The following is an 18,816-nucleotide window of genomic DNA, read 5'->3' as shown; positions in this document are numbered from 1 at the left end:
TACTTATTGTTCATTGACCCATTATTTGTACACAGGACCGAAGTTCTGGCAGGCGCGATAGTCGGCACCCTCCTTGTCCATACCGAAGGCATTCCATGCCGATGGACGGAACACCTGGTCGTCGGCCACGTTGTGCATACATACGGGGATGCGCAGGATAGAGGCGAGGGTGATGATGTCGGCACCGATGTGGCCATAGGCGATGGCACCGTGGTTGGCGCCCCAGTTGTTCATCACTGAGTATACATCCTTGAAGGCGTCGCGCGAAGCGTCGAGGCGTGGCACAAACCATGTGGTAGGCCAGGTCTTGTCGGTGCGCTTGTTGAGGATGTCATGGATTTCGGGGTCGAGGTCTACGCTCCAACCCTCGGCGAGCTGGATGACGGGACCCAAGCCCTTGACTCTGTTCACGCGTATCATGGTCATAGGCATACCACCACGGGTGAGGAAGTTGCTTGAATAGCCACCGCCACGGAAGTAGTCGCGGCAGGCAGGATACCATGTCGTGGCCTTGAGGCAAGCCTCAACATCTTCCTGGGTCATCTCCCAGTGATGCTTCATGGTGGGGTTGCCCTCGGCATCGGTCATCGCACCAGTGGCGTCGAGCGTCGTGGCACCCGAGTTGATGAGGTGGATGAAACCGCCAGCAGCCAGACCGGTGGCTTCCTTGCCGGTGACGCGCTTCACAGCCTCGGGGCTCCAGTAGGTACGGATGTCAGAGAACATCACACCCTTGTTGGTAAGCAGATGACCGAAGAGCATAGCCACGCCGTTGAGCGAGTCGTTCTCGGTGGCCAGCACGTTGGCCTCGCGTGTGCCGTTCCAGTCAAACGAGGTACACATCAGCGACTCGGGGAAGTCAAAGTTGGGGATATAGTCGGTCCACTGGCGCTGGCCCTGCACACCGGCAGCGATGGCGTTGTGGCCCAGACTCTCCTCCTTGAAGCCCAGCTCCTCGAGACGAGGGTTGCCGTGCATCAGGTCGTTGATGATAAGCATATTCTTTACGGTGAACTCCCAGTCCTTGTCCTTCTGCTCGCGGGTCTTGGCCTTGCCTATCTCCTCGTTGTAGTCGTGGCCCTCATTGGCCTTGCAGTACTTCTCGGTCCAAGCCATGGCCTTCTTGTACTCCTCGGGGTCATAGATACCCTCGTCCACACGGCGCAGGATTTCGACCAGGTCCACATACTCGGTACGCATGCCGAGATAGTCCTGGAAGAAGTCGGCGTCGACGATACTTCCGGCAATACCCATACAGGTGTTACCCATGCTCAGATAGCTCTTGCCGCGCATCGTAGCCACAGCCTGTGCGGCGCGGGCAAAGCGCAGTATCTTTTCTGCCACGTCGGCAGGGATAGTGTTGTCGTCGAGGTCCTGCACATCATGGCCGTAGATGCCGAAAGCAGGCAGACCCTTCTGGGCATGGGCAGCCAGAACGGCAGCCAGATACACGGCGCCGGGGCGCTCGGTACCGTTGAAGCCCCAGACAGCCTTAGGATAATGGGGGTTCATATCCATGGTCTCCGAACCATAGCACCAGCATGAGGTAACGGTGATGGTACTGCCCACGCCCTCGCGCTCAAACTTCTCGGCACAAGCGGCGCTCTCAGCCACACGGCCTATGGTGCTGTCGGCGATGACACACTCTACTGGCGAACCGTCGCCATTCTTAAGATTAGTCGAAATGAGATCAGCCACAGCCTGAGCCAGGGCCATAGTCTTGTCTTCAAGACTCTCGCGAACGCCACCCTGACGACCGTCGATGGTGGGGCGGATTCCAATTTTAGGATACTTCATGGTTTTTATGTATTATAATGTTAAACGATTTACCGGTCTTTAGCAGAGAGACCATCGACGCTACCACCCTCGGTGACACGGCAATGGCTACTCTTGTGTAGATGGAAACAAAAGTAGCCATTTTTTTTGTCTTTCATACCCTTTTTAATGTTAAAAGAACAAAATACCGACGCCGAGGGTATCGGGAGGGCAAGCCCGACTATCTTCGCCGTCGGTATCGGTGGGCTAACGCTTGCCGGCAGCCAGCGTTCTGCCATGGGGCAAAACGTCAGTCTTTGCCAGCAGCATGATGTTTCTCACATACGCCACGATGCCAAACGACTGACCAAGTATGAGCACCACGTCACAGCGCATGACGCCATAGGCGATGATGGATACCGACCCCACAAGGCTCAACAGCCAAAACACCAGGGGCAACCGCGACTCTCCTGCCTTGCGCGAGCAGTACCACTGGCACACAAAGCGCATGGTAAAGACCAGTTGGCCCGCCGAGCCGAACAGCAGGAGACCCAGCGGCACGTCGCTATTGTGCAGGAACCGCCCTATATACTCGTCGGCATACTCTCCCACTACACCTAACAGCACTATGGGTGTAGCCACCAGCGTCCACCTCACTATTTTGGGTATGTACAGCCACACATCCTTGGTCTTGAGATTCCACAGATAGATGTAATAGGACACAAGTTGTCCAAAGACGATAGCAAAGTCATCACGGAGCCATCCATAGAGGCACAACAGGTAAGACCCCGCAATGCTGAATATCCAGAAGAGAGAGGGAGACAGCACCCGCCGGGCCTTCTCCGACATGGCCCATTGCACCAGGATTCGTGCCGAGAAGAACCCCTGCGCCAGTAATCCTATCGCCGTGACTAAGAGTTGTACTTTCATGTGTTTTATCTATTATCCGTTTATACCCGAGAGCACCTCAGTCGTTGTCGCCGACGTTGCTCTGGGCTATAGTATAGTTGATATACCTGCTGCGCATCCAGCGGTAGGCAAAGCAGTCGACAAAGGGCGCCACGAGACGGTTGGCAAGATGATACTTGGACACACCAGCCGTACGGGGATAGTGTCTTACAGCCACCTGTGCGTAGGTGCCACCCTGCAGCAGTATCATGGCGGGCAGGAATCGGTGCAGACCCTTGAAGAAGGGTATGCGCTTGGCATAGTCGGTACGCATCACCTTGAGCGGACAACCTGTGTCGGCAGCGCCATCATCGGTCATCATGCGGCGGAAGCCGTTGGCGATGCGCGACTGCAGTCGCTTGAAGGCGGTGTCCTTGCGATTGGCCCTGATGCCCGTCACGAGAGCATGGTCATGAATCTGGGCGAGTAGCAGGTCAAAGTCGTCGGGGTCGGTCTGCAGGTCGGCATCGATATAACCCACATACTCCGAGCAGGCCTCATCGATGCCGGCTTTCAGGGCTGCGCTCAGTCCGCTGTTCTTGCCCAGAGAGATATAGTAGAAGTCGGGGTTGTGGCGGCACACCTCTTTGATATATGCCAGACTGTTGTCTCTCGAACCGTCATTGACAAAGAGCACACACGACTTGCACGCGCTGCTCTTGAGGTAATCTCCAAGACGCTGGTTGAGGGCGTCTATATTGTCTTCTTCATTGTACACGGGTACGATGATGGTCATCTTGTAGGCTGATGTCTTGTTCATTGTCGTTATCTTTATATTGATTGTTATCATGATAATCTATAGTGGCAGGCTGTCATGATATGGGCTGCCGCCATCGGTTGAGGCTGGCTATAGAGGCTGGTCTGTACGGTTGGCGGCAAACCACTCGGCAAAGCGGCGTAGCCCTACGCCCAGGGGAGTCGTGGGCCTGTAGCCAAGGTCGTGCTCCAGCGGCGCCGTGTCGGCATAGGTCTCCACCACATCGCCCGGTTGCATGGGCGCCAGCACACAATGGCTGTCCAAATCAAACCCCGACGGCAGTGCTCCAGCCCTTACCAATTCGTCGCACAGAGTATGGACAAAGGTGAGCAGGCTCTCGGGATGTCCGTTGCCGATATTGTAAATCCTGTAGGGAGGCAGCGGCAGACCATCGCTGCCTACACAGCGGGCGGGGGCATGGGCCATCACCTGGACGATGCCCTCGACGATATCGTCGATATAGGTGAAGTCGCGGCGACAGCGCCCATAGTTGTACAGTTGGATTTTGTCGCCACGGCGCCACTTCTCAGCAAAACTGAAGTAAGCCATATCGGGACGGCCAGCGGGACCATAGACGGTAAAGAACCTCAGACCCGTACAGGGTATGTCGTAGAGTTTGGCATAGGCATGAGCCATCAGCTCGTCGCTCTTCTTGGTGGCTGCATAGAGGCTCACCGGACTGTCTATAGGGTCGGATGTCGAGAACGGAGTGTGCCTGTCCATGCCATAGACGCTGCTCGAACTGGCATAGACGAGATGCTCTACACCGTGGCGCCCGTGGTCATAACTGTGGCGGGCAGCCTCGAGGATATTGAAGAAGCCGATGATGTTGCTGTGGATATAGCTCTCGGGCGAATCGATGCTGTATCTTACCCCGGCTTGGGCGGCAAGATTGACGACGATGTCGGGCGAACAGCTGTCAAAGATGCGGTCTACGGCGTCACGGTCGGCAATGTCGGCATGGACAAAGGTGAAACCACTATGGGCAAGCAGCGGCTTGAGGCGCTGCTCCTTGAGCGCCACATCATAATAGTGGTTCATATTGTCGACGCCTATGACGCGCAACCGTGAACCGCCGCCTGTTTCCGAGCAATGGCTGCCGCGGAGGAGGCGCTCTACGAGACGGCTGCCTATAAATCCAGCCGCACCGGTGACCAGGATGGTCTTGGGGTGCATATCGATAGTTGTAGGTTTCATATCTTATCTCTGTGGGTTAAGGGGTCCAGACTGGGCTACCGACCGCTCTGAGCGACCGCCGCCACGACACACGCGGACAGTATAGACGCCTCGCCCGCCACCGGGTACCACCATCAGGGTGGGCGTAGTGTAGTAGGTCATGGGGTCGGCCTCCTGGGGTACCACGTCGGGCGACCTATGCAGATAGACATCCATGTCGGCAGCATTCTTCACTCTCCATGCCGCAATATGGGTGATGCCCGTGCGACAGCTCATGGCCTGCACCTGTGCGCATACGGCGCGGTAGCCTATGCGGCTGTTGAACGCGGGCAGGGCAAACGAGGCGATGAATATCGCCGCCAACACACCGCGCGTGATGAGCGGTATGGCGTGCGAGACGCGTCTGAGTGAGGCGATGCCGCAGAGAGTCAGTACCAGCGCAGCCAGATATATCAGCACGATGTCGCTCTGCTGCGACAGGGCCTGCCCCAGCAGTCCGGCACAATGGGTCAGAGCCAAAGCGGGAAAAGCCAAGGTCAGGATGGCGGCAGGGATGGCGAGCGCCGGCCTGTACCACCACTCGTCAGAAGCCCGTGGCATGTAGATGGCGGCGGCATAGACCATAAGGGGGATGACCGGCAGCATGTATATCTCGAGTTTGCCGCTGAGAGAGGATATCATCACCAGCGATGACAGCGAGGCGACGATGAGAAAGGTGTGGAGCCGGCTGCGCACCACCCCACGGCGCAACGCGCTGGCTATCGACGCCACGACAAAGAGCACCCAGGGAGCCATGCAGAACCATATACAGCGTGCATAGTAGTAGAACGGCTCCTCGTGGTGGAAGGCATGGATGGCACGGTCTATGGTCTGGTGAAACAGGAGATTGCGCAGATAGGCGGTACCAGCCTCATGGCAGGTGAGCCCCCACCACAGGGCGCAGCCCGCGACCAGCACGCTCCAGGTGCGCCATCCCCATACGACGGGGATGAGCCGCGGCCGACGCACTATGACGAGATAGGTGCAGATGGAGCACAGCGGGATGAGCAGGCCCAGCGGCCCCTTGGTAAACACGGCAAGAAACAGATAGACCGGAAACAGCCATCGCTCGCCGGCATAGGCAGACTCCTCGGTATACATGCGCCAGAACGACCGTAGAGCGAGGACGATGAAGAGGCACATGAGCATATCCATCCTCACGATGAGAGCCACTCCGGTAAAGAGGCCCGAGGTGAGCAGCATCATGCGCGCCAGGCTGCGGGTGGGGCCGTCCATCTCGTTGCGGGTCCAGGAGTCCATCACGCAGACCACGCCCAGCGCCGGAACCACCGACAGCAGTGACAGGGCCAGTATGGAGTGGGTGCCAAAGACCACACGGGAGAGCATGACGAGCCACATATAGAGAGGGGGCTTGTCGGCATAGGCTAAGCCGTGATTGTAGAAGGCGAAGAAATGATGGTCGCGCAGCGCCTCGTCGGCAATGCTGAGATAGCGCAGTTCGTCGCCGGGAGTGAAATCGCGCATCAGCATTACAGGAATGATGGCCGACAGGAAAGCCAGAAAGAGTAGAAGTCGCCCTTTGGATTGCATACTTGTCATTTTTATGTTCTGCCGGCAAAGTTGGGAACAGACTTTGTGGAAATATTGAAGATTTGGCGGTTTTAGCAAAGGTTAATAGTTTTTCAGGAATATAAAGCCGACAAGCCCTGACCGCCGACAAGTCGGTGGGCCACAGCCCTATGGACACGGCAGCCGGCAACACGCCGACAGCCACGCCCCACACGACAAGAGTGGCAGACTTTGAAGACAGCGTGAGCCGCAGCGCAGACTGCTGCCACCAGCATCGCCGCCACGGCGACTACGCCCGTCGATGAGTATCGGACGGTATCGACATCCGCTTCAGACGGTATCAATGTCGCTGTCGGACAACGGCGATGCCGATGCCGGCCGAAGCGCATCGGCAACGATGACAGAAAACGGCTCTTACGGCCATCGACAATTTGGTGGATTGGGTATTAATTGTTAACTTTGGCGGCAATTAATACCTATTACAATGAACATAAAGTACAACATCGAATCTATCAAAAACTCGGAGGGCACCGGAAGAGACCGCAGATATGTACGCCTCTATGAGAATGCGCCCTTGAACCCTAACCAACTGGAAGAACACATCCGCAACCACACCATGCTGACTCCGGGAGCGCTGCATGGCGTGCTCGACACCCTCGGCGACTGCATGGCCCACGCTCTCTCCGGGGGCACGCGGTTCCATCTGCCCGGCATAGGCTACTTCTCGCTGGGCGCAAGGCTCGACAAGGCCGACGACGCTGCCGACGACAAGGTCAGGGGCAACCAAATCAAGGTAGACGGCATCAAGTTTCGCCCCGAAGCCAGACTGCTCGCCCGCGTGAAGCGCAACGCGCGATTTGAACGTGCCCGATACTCCACCCGGTCGCGGCAGTACACCGAAGCCGAACTGCTGGCAAAAATCAAGGACTATATCGCCACCAACGGCTCCATCACGGCGCGCGTACTGAAGACGGAATTCAAGTTGAGGGAGACGACTGCGCAGAAATGGCTGCGCCACTTCACCGAGACGGGGGTACTGAGAAGGGACGGAGCGGCCAACTCGCGCGTGTACTTCCTGGCCCAACCGGCAGAGAACGGCAAATAGCAGAAAAATGGGAGGTTCTACAGACTTTCCCCAAAATTGCGCCGTATATTTGTCAATAACAATTAATGACATAGACTATGTGGAAATATTATGCACTGCTGTCGGCCCTGTTTGCCGCGCTTACGGCAATCTTCGCCAAGATAGGAGTAAAGGACATCAACTCGGACCTGGCCACCGCCATCCGCACCAGTGTAGTGCTGTGCATCACATGGGGCATCGTCGTAGCTGGCAACCATGTCGGCGAGGCTAAAGGCATAACGGCCCATACGTGGCTGTTTCTCGTACTATCGGGAGCAGCCACGGGGCTGTCGTGGCTCTTCTACTTCAAGGCGCTGCAGACGGGCGATGTGGCGCGGGTGGCGCCGATAGACAAGTTGAGTGTGGTCATCACCATCGGCCTGGCGCTGATATTTCTCAAGGAGACCGTCAGCGCGAGGGTCATCGTGGGCGCCCTGTTCATAACGGCGGGCAGCATAATGATGCTTTACAAATAAGGATAAACAATAAAGAAGATGAAAATACTGATAGTAGAAGACGAGCACAAGCTGTCTGACAGCATTGTGACTTATCTGAAATCTGAGAAATACCTGTGCGAGCAGGCCTTCGACTACAACGAAGCTCTGGAAAAGGTGCGCGGCTACGACTACGACTGTGTGCTGCTGGACCTGATGCTGCCCGGCGGCAGCGGACTCGACATACTGCGCGACATCAAGCGTCGTAACAACCCTGCCGGCGTCATCATCGTGTCGGCAAAGGACTCGCTCGACGACAAGGTCAAGGGGCTGGAGATTGGGGCTGACGACTATCTGCCCAAGCCTTTCCATCTGGCCGAACTCGGTATGCGTGTCTACGCCATCATACGCCGCAAGGAGTTTGGAGCCAGCAATACGCTCGAGAACAATGGCATAAAAATTAATCTGCTCGAAAAGAGCGTCGAGGCCAACGGTCGGCCTGTGACGCTCACCAAGTCGGAGTACGACCTGCTGCTCTTCTTTATCGGCAACCGCAACAGGGTGCTGTCCAAAGGAGCAATAGCCGAGCATCTCAGCGGTGATTTTGCCGACATGATGGACAACTTCGACTTCGTATACACTCACATCAAGAACCTTAAGGCCAAACTCGCTCAGACAGGTATGCCCAACTGCATACAGAATGTCTATGGCATGGGCTATAAATGGATAGAATTATGACAAGTCTGCTCAGAAAGTCTATGACGCAGTTCATCTTGTGCATCGCCGTACTGTTTGCACTGGCTGCACCTGCGTTCTACTACCTCACCAAGAACTATTACGCCGAGGACATGGAAGACCTCATCGAGGCAGTCAAATCCGGAGAGAGCCTACCGGCGTTCGACCTGGAAGAAGACATCGTGACGGGCATCATGCTGCAGTATATACTCATCACAGTGCTGCTGAGCGTGGGCGTGGTGCTGACCATGCGAGTCGTATCCAAGAACTTGTGGCGTCCATTCGAGGCCACTCTCAGAAGTATAGAGCCCTTCAAGCTGGAACAGGCCAAGCTGATAGAACTGCCAAAGACAGACATAAAGGAGTTTGCAGAACTCAACGAGTCGCTGCAGCGGCTGATGAAGAAGAACATAGACAGCTATCAGGCTCAAAAAGAGTTCACCGAGAACGCTTCGCATGAACTGCAGACACCCATAGCCATATTCCAGGCAAAACTCGAGCTGCTCATGCAGCAGCCAGAGTTGACAGCCGAACAGGCAGAGATAATACAAGACCTCTTCCACATGATTTCGAGGCTGTCAAGACTGAACCGCAATCTGCTGTTGCTGGCAAAGATAGACAACGAACAGTTTGACACCCGCGAGTGCATAAGACTCGACACCTTTATCGACAACCTGCTGCCTCTGCTCGAGAGCATATCGGGCCACCTGCATATCATACGGCAGTATTCGCCACAACCTCTGTATGTCCAGGCCAACAGTGCGCTGCTGGAGAGCATGATGAGCAATCTGATAGTAAACGCTGTAAGGCACTGCAACGAAAACGGGAAAATCACCATCTGCATCGGCGCTGGCACCTTGTACATATCCAACACGTCGGACGAACCCAAACTGTCGGGCCAACATATCTTCGACCGGTTCTACCGCCCTACGCAGAAGAAGGGCGGCAACGGGCTGGGGCTCGCCATCGTCAAGGCGATATGCGACTATCATGGCTGGAGCGTGGAATACCAATACCATGAAGGCATCCACAGCTTTATAATAAGGTTTGTATAATGAAAATGCGCCATATATGCAGTGGCAACAGTTACCACGCTGCATATATGGCGCATCTGGTTAAATGTAATTCTCGGGGAAGGGTCAAGGCTGGCTCTCGCCCTCAACATAGGTCTCCATAAACATGTGCTCGCCATCAAAGACGGCATAGGTAAACTGCCATATCCAGTCGCCGAGTATCATGAGGCGGGTCTTGCGCGAGAGCATCAGGTCGAGCTCGATGTGGCGGTGGCCGAACATGAAGTAGTCTATATCCTTGTGGGTGGCGAGGTAGTCCTTGGCATAGCGCACGAGATACTCGCGGTCTTCACCCATATACGGGGGCTCGTGGCCGTCGGCTCGCTTGAGTCGGCTGTGCTTGGCCCAGTTGAGCCCGAGCCACATGCCCCAGCGCGGATGCATCATATTGAGCAGCCGCTGGCACAGAGGGCTGTGGAAAACGCGTCTCAGGAAGCGGTATTTGGGGTCTGGGTCGCCCAGACCGTCGCCATGGGCCATGTAGAAGACGCTGTCGTAAATCTCGGTGGTCATGGGCGACTTGTGAACCTTGACGCCACACTCCTGCTCGAGGTAGCCGTAGGTCCAGAGGTCGTGGTTGCCGGTAAAATAGTGTATCTCTACGCCGCTGTCGGTGAGTTCGGAGAGCTTGCCGAGAAATCGGGTGTAGCCCTTGGGCACCACGTAGCGGTACTCGTTCCAGAAATCAAACATATCGCCCAAGAGGTAGATGGCAGCAGCCTTGTCCTTGATGCTGTCAAGAAACCGCACCAGCCTGCGCTCTTGCATACGGGCGTGGGGGATGGCGAGCGAGCCCAGGTGGGCATCGGAGAGGAAATAGACGTTCTTCATAACCATTCCGTTTTAATCGAAGCCGAGCTCAACCCTCGCCTCCTCGCTCATCATGCTTTGGTCCCAAGCGGGGTCGAAGACCAGATTGACATTGGCGGTCTTGACCTGGTCGAGGCTCTCGACCTTGGTGCGCACGTCTTCGAGGATGAAGTCGGCGGCGGGGCACGAGGGGGCGGTGAAGGTCATGTCGAGGTCTACGGTGTAGTCGTCCTTGACATCTATCTTGTATATCATGCCGAGGTTCCAGATGTCTACGGGTATCTCGGGGTCGTACACGGTCTTGAGCACCTCCACGATGCGCTCCTCTATTTGGGTTTTCTCTTCTTGTGTCATAGCTGTGAATTGATTGATACGACAAAATTAGTGGAAAAGGCCCAAAGGACAAAACTTTTCAGCTTGTTTTTTCGGCAGCGGCGTCAGCGGGCGGGCTCTACATAGCAGTAGGGGCGCAGGGCGTGGGCCCGGAGTCCGTAGCTGTCGTCGGCCTGGACCTCGATGACATGGGCACCCTTACACTGAGCCTCGCTGAGGGGCAGCGACCATATCTGGGGCGAAGAGAGATGGCGGATGGGGTTGCGGCGGCTGTAGGGGGTGGGATAACCCTTGGAGAGGTTCTGCTCGCGCACACGGGCAGCATTGGGGTCGAGCACGTCGGCACGCTGGCAGAGCGTCCAGGCGCCACCATCGACGCGACAGCGCACGCGGGTGGAGTCGCAGCCGCCCCATACGGTGATGAGGGCCTGGCGGGGAGCCACATCGCGAAGGTCGCGCAGACGGTGGTCGAGGCTGTCTATGCCCACGACATGCACCGTCATCTGCCGGTGGTCGTCGAGGCCCACGCCCTTGCAGCGGAAGGTGTAGCGGGGACCGTCGAAGTCGAGCACAAAGTAGTTGCGGGGAGTGCCGCCCTGCTGGAGTGCCATAGGCACGCCTTCCCAGTCGCGCTCGCCGACCCACCAGAAGCCGCAGGTGGCGCCGACGCCCAACTCGGGAATGGTGCGGCCGTCGTAGCGGTGGAAGTCGCGCATCACGCGGTGGAGATGGGCGGTGAGGGCCAGCACGGGGCGCGCTCCCACGGCGGCGAAGAGCTCGTCGCGGTTGCGGGTCACGGCGAGGGGGATGTGCATCACCAGCACTACCAGGCGTGAAGGGCTGACATGGGCGAGGTCTGCACGCACAAACTGGAGCTGGCGCTCGCTCACACGGTCCTCATAGCCACGGGCGCCACGGCCATAGACATTGTTGAGCACGATGAAGTGCACGTCGCCCTCGTTGAAGGCATAGACCGGCGAGCCGAAGGAGGCGCTGTAGGTGGCGGTCTGGCGCCAGAGCAGGCTGTCGGCGTCACGGTCGTGATTGCCCACCACGGTATAGGAGCGCGAGGGCAACTGGGCTATCATGCGCTGCAGGTGGGGATAGAGGGCGAGGTTGTTGTTGACCAGGTCACCAAGGAAAATATTGACATCGGTGCTGTCCTTGGTCATGAGCTCGGGCAGGATGGTGCGCGAGGCAAACTCCAGCTCCTGGGAGTTGCCTACCTGGATGTCGCCGATAGCGTTGAGTCTGAAGCGCTGTCTCACGGGCTTGGTGACGAGGGCGAAGTCGTGGCGGGAGCCGGCAACGGCGGGATAGACGAAGGCACTGTTGACCAGGCGGTGGCCCTGCATGGTGTAGCCGGCAGGCAGGATGGGAAAGAGGCTGCTCCCCTCGCCCACCTCGATGCGGTAACGGCCCTTGGCGTCGGTAGTGACCACACGGCAGCCGTCGGAGACGGGAATACCGGCAAGCAGCGTCTCACCACGGTCGTAGCGCCCGTTGCCATTGGCGTCTATAAACACTCTGCCCCCGGCAGTGGGCTGCGCCGCAGCCTCCACTACCGAGAGCACGAGTATCAATAAGGTTGAAAAAGTCTTTGTCATTCGGTACGTAATGTATGCAAGTGATTGCTGTTGGTAAAGGTGACATAGCCCACACCGTCGGAGGTAAACTTGAGGTTAAGTCCAGAAGCGTCCAGGTCGGCGAGCTTGGCAGGATTGCTCCACTGGCGGGTGTCGGGGTCAAGATACATCATGTAGGGGAAGCCCTGGTCGAGCGTGTTGGTATAGACCACATAGGGCGTGCCGTTGGGGGCTGTGTCGAGGGCCACCTCGGTATGGCGGTCGGGGGTGAATCCGAGGGGCAGCACGTTGCCGCCGAGGGTGAGCCAGGCGTCCTGAGTCTTGTCATAATACTTGACGCGCACGCCGAGCTGTCCGCTGGCGTCGTCCATAGTCCAGATGTAGGGGGTGCCGTCGGCGGTCACGGTGACGCCTATCATGGCGATGTTGTTGGTGGCATTGCCGGGCTCGAGATAGTTGACAATCATCGGTGTCCACTCTCCGCCCTGGTATCGCAGCACGTTGTAGCCATAGTTGACGCCATTGACAGCGCCGCGGTTGATGCTGATGACATAGGCAGCGTCCTTGCCGCCAGCCACATTGGCCATATACACCTGGTTGGTGATGGCGCCGGGCACCTGACTGTTCCAGGCTCCGTCCTTATAGTTGGACACGACGAGGGTACGGTTGGGATAGTCGGCCTTGGAAGAGTTGTTGACCTGGGCGCCCACAAGCTCGCCGTCGAGGGCACAGAAGCCCACATAGTTGGACACTGCCTTGAGCAGGCCCTTGTCGGTGCCTACAAACTCCCAGTCGCTGCCGTTATACTTCATCACGCTCATACCGTTCTTGAGCACGGTGGCCTGCTGGTCGGCATAAGCCACATAGAGTGTGCCGTCGGGGGCGATGTCGAAGTCGAAGTAAGAAGAGTTGACAGTGTGGCCGAAACCTTCGCCGCCCACGGCTGTCCACTCGCCGTCGTCGCCCAGGGTGAGCACGGTGCTGTGGTTGGCAGCGGTGGCAGAGTTGCCGGCACGGGTCTTGAAGCCGATGTAGGGCTTCTGGTCTACGGGGCTAATCTTGAGCACGGGGTTGCCGTAGGTGGTGATGCCTGCCACCTGGGCAGTCTCAACCCAGCGGAGCGAAGCCTTGGTGACGGTGACCTCGCAGCGGCGGCTCACGCTGCCACGGGTGAGGATGTAGTCGATGGGCTGGCTGAAGTCGTTGGCGGTGGTCTGGCTTACCTGCTCGGCGCCACCCACCTTGACGGTGGTGCCCTCGCTGGTGGTGAAGCGTGCCACGAGGTTGTCCTTCTCTACCGTGGGAGGCAGCGCCACGCTTACGGTCTGGGTGGCGGCGCCACCTGTCTGGTCGGCAGTGAGCTCTACCACATAGTCGGAGCCAAGCACACCGGGGTTGTCGGCCTTGTAGAAACCGAAGCTGAGCATCGCGGGGGCGTTGACATCATTATATACATAATTGTTGCTGTCTGTACAGGCGGCGGGGACAAGCATCACCACCAGCAGCGCTATGATATATCCTAAGTGTTTCATATCAGTTCTTTTTTTCGATTACAAGTTGTTTCTGGAGACCATCGGGACCGGGAACACCCAAATGGAGGTTCTGGCTGTTGCCGGTGAGACGGATGGTGAGGGTATTGTCCTTGGTCTCATCGACGGGATGGGCAAGCCACTTGATGCGGATGGGCATGTCGTAGATACCGGGCTCGAAGGTGAGCTGGTTGCCGGTGGTGACGAGTTCGTAGTCGACACCTTCCTGCAGACCGTCACCCACCACAATCTCGTAGTTGACCACGAGGGCGGTGGTAAGCATCTTGCTGCTTACCGACACCACGTAGGTATTGATATTGTTTACATTGGAGAGCACCACCGTCTGTGAAGCGCCGGTAGTGGTTGTCACCTTGACGAAGGGCATATCAAAGCCTTCGAACTCTTCTTTCTGGCAGCCGCACAGGGCGACAAGAGCCAGGAGCATTACTATGATTTTCTTCATGACGTTTCTACTTGTTTACAGTGGGGTTGGGCTTCATATTCTCATTGGCGTCGAGCTCATACTGAGGGATGGGCAGCACAAAGAGATCGTTGGGGTAAGCGAGCGAGCGCACGGTAGAGTTGGTGTTGTGCTCGCGCACGAGGTTCTGCTTCCAGCGGGTGATGTCGAAGAAGTTGTGGCCCTCGAAGCAAAGCTCCTTGACGCGCTCGCGCTGCACGAGGGCGAGCAGGTCGCCATCGGCGGTGGCGTCGAGCACCTGGGCAGCCTTCTCGGCACCCACGTTGCGCTCGAGCAACTGGCGCAGATACTGGCGGGCATCGCCCTGCTTGCCGCTGATGTGGCAGGCAGCCTCAGCCGCATTGAGCACCATCTCGGAGAGACGGAAGACGATGGGGTCTTCGCGCTTGGGCTGATTGTCGGGGATGGTGGTGGCGGTGTACTTGACACACTGCTTCACACCGTCCTTGTGGATGAGCTGCAGGCGCAGGTCGGCAGCGTCGTAGAGCGAGAGCAGCGTGTCGGCGGGCAGACACTCGCTGGCATAGAACTCCTTCTGACGGCCGGTGAGGTCGGCACCGCTCAGGCGCAGGATGGCCTCGCCACGGGTGCTCAGGTTGTCATACATATTGATATAGTCGGCACCCTGCGCCAGACTCTCGCCGTTGAGGGCGAGCTGGGCATACCTGAGGGCGTTGTCCCAGTCTTCCATATAGAGATAGACGCGCGAGTACATGGCATTGACAGCCTGGAGCGACACGTAGTGTACATCGGCGGCGTGACTGTCGCTGAGCAGGGCGGCAGCCTTGCCGAGGTCTTCGAGGATGAAGGCGTAGATGTCCTTGACCGAACTGCGGCCGAGGATGTCGTTGGGGCCGAGGGGACGGTCTACCTTGGGTACACCGAGATGAGAGGCATCGGCGCTGTAGTTGTAGGGCTGGCCGTAGACACGCACGAGGTCAAAGTGGCAGAGCGCGCGCAGCACGAGGGCCTGACCCAGGATATTGTCGATGGCATCTTTCTGGGTGGGATAGTCGGCAGCCACGGCAGGGGCATACTTGATGATGTTGTTGGCATTGGCTACAGCCTCGCCGATACGGTACCAGATGTAATAGGAGGTAGTAGCCGACACGGGGTTGGGCACATAGTTGTACTGGTCGAGCATGGACGATCCGGAGGAGAGGTTGAGCGAAGTCATATTGCCTGCTACCTCGGGATACTTCAAGAACTCGTTGTCGTAGCTGTTGTAGTACTGGGTGTAGGCACCCAACAGACCGGCACGCAGACCGCGTGGGTCGGAAAGGAACGACGGTATGGTGGCCTTGCCCTTCTCATCGACGGTCAGGAAGCCGTCGCACGAGGTGAGCAGAGTGACCATCGCTAAAGCGACATATATAATAGTTTTCTTCATTGTGATACTGGGTTTAGAATCCGACATTGAGTGACAGGGTGAAGGTGCGCTCGAGCGGATAGCCGCTCATGAGCGTCTTGTAGGAGTTGTGGTCGCTGCCTGAGTAGGGGCTGTAGGCCAACAGGTTGTCGGCGATGAGCGATACCGAGGCATTGGAGAGTTTCCAGCCATTGACGAGGCTGCGGGGCAGCTGGTAGGTGAACACCACGTTCTGCAGGCGCACCAGATCCTTCTTGTAGAGATAGCGCGTAGAGGTGCGCGACGAACCGGTAGAGACGCCCGCCTGAGGACGGGTGTTCATGGCGATGTCGCCGGGATTGCGCCAGTAGTTGCGCTGCTCGATGGCCTGGTTGTAGCTCAGCACATTGTAACCGTCGGAGTTCATGATGCTGGCAAACGAACTGTAGGCGTAGCCGCCAAACTGGTAGTTGAGCAGGAAGCGGAGCGAGAAGTTCTTGTAGCTGAGGGTATTGGTCATACCTCCGGTGACGGTAGGATTGGCACTCTTGCCACGCACGCGGTTGTTGGTGCTGTCATAGACCTTGGTGATGTTGCCGTTGGCATCGTACCACATGGGGCTGCCGTCGAGGGGGTCTACACCTGCCCAGCGCACCATGTAGTAGGTCTTGGTGTCCTGTCCCTCTATCCAGGAGATTTCGCCGAAGTTGACCTGGGTGCCGTTGTACGACTTGGTGAGACGGTTCTGGTTGTGGGCGAGGTTGAAGTCGGTGGTCCAGGCAAAGTCGCCGTCCTTCTTGGGCACGAAGTTGCGGGTGGTGAGGTTGATCTCGATACCCTTGTTGACGATCTCGCCCACATTGCGGTAGGCACGGGTGTCGCCGGTAAGGAGCGAGATGGGCAGACGGCTCAGGAGGTTCTTGGTCTGGTTGTGGTAATACTCGATTTCAAAGTCGATGCGGTTGAGCACAGCCAGGCGCAGACCGAGGTTGGTCATATAGGTGGTCTCCCAGCTCAGACGGCTGTTGGGGATAGTGCCGAGCACACCGCCGAGCTCGCCGTTGTAGGAGTAGGAGCTGCTGTAGACGTAGGTACCCTGCGACTCCTGAGAGCCGAGGCGTGAGTTACCGTTGGCACCATAGCTGGCCTTGAGCTTGAGGACGTTGACCCATGGGATGTTGAAGAACTTCTCGTTGTGCACGTTCCACGAAGCGCCGACAGAGGCGAAGTTGGCCCAGCGCACATCGCTGCCAAACTGGGAGTTACCGTCCTTACGGGCGTTGACAGTGAGGTAGTAGCGGTGGTCGTAGGAGTAAGTGGCCTGACCCAGCAGCGACACCTTGCGTCGACGGCTGCTCGAGTTGTAGCCCTTGGTGGTGTTGGCCTGGCTCACGTCGCGGATATTGTCGTTGATGAAACCCGAACCGGTGACATACATAGTGGTGTAGTCGCGCGAACCGGCCTCAAAACCGGCGAGGGCTGACACGGAGTGACGGCCGAAGGTGCGGTTGAAGTTGAGACGGTGGATGGTATTCCAGTTGGTGATGTCTACGGATGAGCGGCGGGCATAGCCGATGGGCGTGCCGTCGGAGTCCATACCGGTCCAGTTCTTCTGCGAACTGTAGGTCTCTTCGAGGGTGCTGTTGTAGTCGTAGGCAAACTGGCCTGTATAGGTGAGGCCCTTGAGGATTTCATACTTGAGCGTGAAGTTGGAACGCAGGTACCAGGTCTTCTGGTTGTTGTCGTTCTGCTCGCGCTCGAGGACTGAGTTGCTGATGAAGCGCTTCTTGGTGAAGTGGGGAGTGCCGTCGGCATTGAGACCGTCGACCTCCATATTGTAGAGGCGCAGAGTGCCGTCGGCATTGTAGGGCGAATAGATGGGCAGCAGCTCATAATACTCGCGGCCGAGGGCGAAGAGGTCGTTGTTGTTGTAAGAGGCTGAGATGTCGACACCCACCTTGAGGCGCTTGTTGAGCTTGAGGTTGATGTTGGTGGCGAGCGACAGACGCTGCTGGGTATTGCCCTTGACGGTCTTGTCGTTCTGGTAGTACTGGCCCGAGACGTAGTAGTCTGACTTCTGGTTGCCGCCGCTTACACCCACATTGGTAAGGAAGGTGGTACCAGTGTCGTAGAAGACGTCGCGCCAATCGGTATCGGTGGTGGAGTACTGGTTGAGCTCATTGTCCTGGAAGGGGAAGGTGCGCATGTCCTTGCCCGAGTTGGCGTAGGCTTCGCGAGCCAGCGAGAGCCACTCCTTGGCGCCAAGCACCTTGGGGGCAGTGCTCTCGTCGATATGGGCGATGCCATACTGGGTATTGACGGTAATGCGCATCTTGCCCTGACGGCCCTTCTTGGTGGTGACGAGGATTACGCCATTGGCTCCGTCGGCACCGTAGATAGAGGTGGCGGTGGCGTCCTTGAGCACGGTCACAGAGGCGATGTCTTCGGGGTTGAGGAATGACAGCGGACTCACGGTATAACTGGTACCGGGCATCAGGTTGGTGCGGTCGCCGGTGTACATGGGCGTGCCGTCGACAACCCAGAGGGGCTCGTTGGAGGCGTTGAGCGAAGCCTCACCGCGCACACGAACCTCGTAGCGGGTACGGGGGCTGCCGGGGTCGGCGGTATTGGGGTCTATCTTGACACCGGGGATGAGTCCGTCGAGCATCACGTCGAGGCGCTGCTGGGGCAAGCCCTTGAGCTGGTCGGCGTTGACCTGGTAGGCACTACCCACGAGGTCGCTGCGCTTCTGGGCGGTACCATAGGCGCCGATTACCACCACATCCTGCAGAGCGGTGGCGTCTTCCTTCATCATCACACGCGCCACGCTGCCCTTGACAGGGATGGTCTGCGACACCATACCGATATAGGTAAAGACGAGAGTACGCCCGCTACCCGCCTTGAGACGGATGGTGTAGCGGCCTTCGAGGTCGGTGATGGTCTTGTTCTGGGTGCCACGCTGCAGCACGGTAACGCCGGCAAGCGGCTCGCCATTCTGGTCGGTCACGATACCCGAGATGGAATTGTTGCCATCCTGGTCGGTGCCTGTCTCCATGCCTGTGGGCGACGCCATCGATACCGACGGGTATGCCAGAGCAAGCATGAGAAGCAAGAATAAATAAACAATCTTCTTCATAACATTATATAAACTGAATTCGA

The 18,816-nt window shown here is 57.6% G+C and carries 17 protein-coding genes; 5 read left to right on the top strand and 12 right to left on the bottom strand.

The window, feature by feature from the left end:
• Positions 1-21: 21 nt before the first annotated feature.
• The 5 genes from fucI to CIK95_RS03355 form a co-directional block, all read right to left on the bottom strand.
• Entirely contained in the window at positions 22-1,797 is a 1,776-nt protein-coding gene (gene fucI, locus CIK95_RS03375; protein ID WP_094387610.1) for an L-fucose isomerase, read from the bottom strand.
• A gap of 225 nt (positions 1,798-2,022) precedes the next feature.
• Positions 2,023-2,685 (bottom strand): lipid-A-disaccharide synthase N-terminal domain-containing protein, encoded by a 663-nt coding sequence (locus CIK95_RS03370; protein WP_094466249.1) that lies wholly within the window; start codon positions 2,683-2,685, stop codon positions 2,023-2,025.
• Positions 2,686-2,722: 37 nt separating this feature from the next.
• On the bottom strand, positions 2,723-3,463 hold the full coding sequence (locus CIK95_RS03365; protein ID WP_022310104.1) for a glycosyltransferase: 741 nt from the start codon (positions 3,461-3,463) through the stop codon (positions 2,723-2,725).
• An 87-nt stretch (positions 3,464-3,550) separates the two neighbouring features.
• The gene (locus tag CIK95_RS03360) at positions 3,551-4,657 is read right to left on the bottom strand and encodes an NAD-dependent epimerase/dehydratase family protein (protein ID WP_094466248.1); all 1,107 of its coding nucleotides are present in this window, start codon (positions 4,655-4,657) and stop codon (positions 3,551-3,553) included.
• 3 nt (positions 4,658-4,660) lie between these two features.
• A complete protein-coding gene (locus CIK95_RS03355) occupies positions 4,661-6,235 on the bottom strand; it encodes a glycosyltransferase family 39 protein (RefSeq protein WP_144007705.1) in 1,575 nt (524 codons plus the stop codon).
• 140 nt (positions 6,236-6,375) lie between these two features.
• On the opposite strand from CIK95_RS03355, the gene CIK95_RS13550 reads away from it, so the two are divergent.
• The 5 genes from CIK95_RS13550 (at position 6,376) to CIK95_RS03335 (ending at position 9,552) form a co-directional block, all read left to right on the top strand.
• Positions 6,376-6,510 carry a hypothetical protein gene (locus tag CIK95_RS13550; RefSeq protein ID WP_256387368.1) on the top strand — a complete coding sequence of 45 codons (135 nt, stop codon included), beginning with the start codon at positions 6,376-6,378 and terminating at the stop codon, positions 6,508-6,510.
• 179 nt (positions 6,511-6,689) lie between these two features.
• Complete coding sequence (locus tag CIK95_RS03350; RefSeq protein ID WP_022310107.1) at positions 6,690-7,310, top strand: DsbA family protein; 621 nt, start codon at positions 6,690-6,692, stop codon at positions 7,308-7,310.
• Positions 7,311-7,387: 77 nt separating this feature from the next.
• A complete protein-coding gene (locus CIK95_RS03345) occupies positions 7,388-7,804 on the top strand; it encodes an EamA family transporter (RefSeq protein ID WP_022310108.1) in 417 nt (138 codons plus the stop codon).
• A gap of 18 nt (positions 7,805-7,822) precedes the next feature.
• Complete coding sequence (locus tag CIK95_RS03340) at positions 7,823-8,500, top strand: response regulator transcription factor (protein WP_022310109.1); 678 nt, start codon at positions 7,823-7,825, stop codon at positions 8,498-8,500.
• Positions 8,497-9,552, top strand: a complete 1,056-nt coding sequence (locus tag CIK95_RS03335; protein ID WP_022310110.1) for a cell wall metabolism sensor histidine kinase WalK — start codon at positions 8,497-8,499, stop codon at positions 9,550-9,552. Before CIK95_RS03340 ends, CIK95_RS03335 begins: the two co-directional genes overlap by 4 nt.
• 84 nt (positions 9,553-9,636) lie before the next feature.
• Here the strand turns inward: CIK95_RS03335 and CIK95_RS03330 are convergent, their stop codons facing one another.
• From CIK95_RS03330 to CIK95_RS03300, 7 genes are all read right to left on the bottom strand, one after another.
• Positions 9,637-10,401 (bottom strand): UDP-2,3-diacylglucosamine diphosphatase, encoded by a 765-nt coding sequence (locus CIK95_RS03330; protein WP_022310111.1) that lies wholly within the window; start codon positions 10,399-10,401, stop codon positions 9,637-9,639.
• Between the two features lie 12 nt (positions 10,402-10,413).
• Entirely contained in the window at positions 10,414-10,734 is a 321-nt protein-coding gene (locus tag CIK95_RS03325; RefSeq protein WP_094387609.1) for a metal-sulfur cluster assembly factor, read from the bottom strand.
• Between the two features lie 83 nt (positions 10,735-10,817).
• Entirely contained in the window at positions 10,818-12,320 is a 1,503-nt protein-coding gene (locus CIK95_RS03320; protein ID WP_094466245.1) for a calcineurin-like phosphoesterase C-terminal domain-containing protein, read from the bottom strand.
• On the bottom strand, positions 12,317-13,831 hold the full coding sequence (locus CIK95_RS03315; protein ID WP_094387607.1) for a hypothetical protein: 1,515 nt from the start codon (positions 13,829-13,831) through the stop codon (positions 12,317-12,319). Before CIK95_RS03315 ends, CIK95_RS03320 begins: the two co-directional genes overlap by 4 nt.
• 1 nt (position 13,832) lies before the next feature.
• The gene (locus CIK95_RS03310) at positions 13,833-14,291 is read right to left on the bottom strand and encodes a Calx-beta domain-containing protein (protein WP_022310115.1); all 459 of its coding nucleotides are present in this window, start codon (positions 14,289-14,291) and stop codon (positions 13,833-13,835) included.
• A 7-nt stretch (positions 14,292-14,298) separates the two neighbouring features.
• Positions 14,299-15,699 (bottom strand): RagB/SusD family nutrient uptake outer membrane protein, encoded by a 1,401-nt coding sequence (locus tag CIK95_RS03305; RefSeq protein WP_094389217.1) that lies wholly within the window; start codon positions 15,697-15,699, stop codon positions 14,299-14,301.
• A 13-nt stretch (positions 15,700-15,712) separates the two neighbouring features.
• The gene (locus tag CIK95_RS03300) at positions 15,713-18,793 is read right to left on the bottom strand and encodes a SusC/RagA family TonB-linked outer membrane protein (protein WP_094389218.1); all 3,081 of its coding nucleotides are present in this window, start codon (positions 18,791-18,793) and stop codon (positions 15,713-15,715) included.
• Positions 18,794-18,816: the final 23 nt, after the last annotated feature.

It is taken from the genome of Prevotella sp. P5-108 (assembly GCF_002251385.1).
Lineage (GTDB): Bacteria > Bacteroidota > Bacteroidia > Bacteroidales > Bacteroidaceae > Prevotella.
This window is presented reverse-complemented; position numbering and strand designations above follow the sequence as displayed.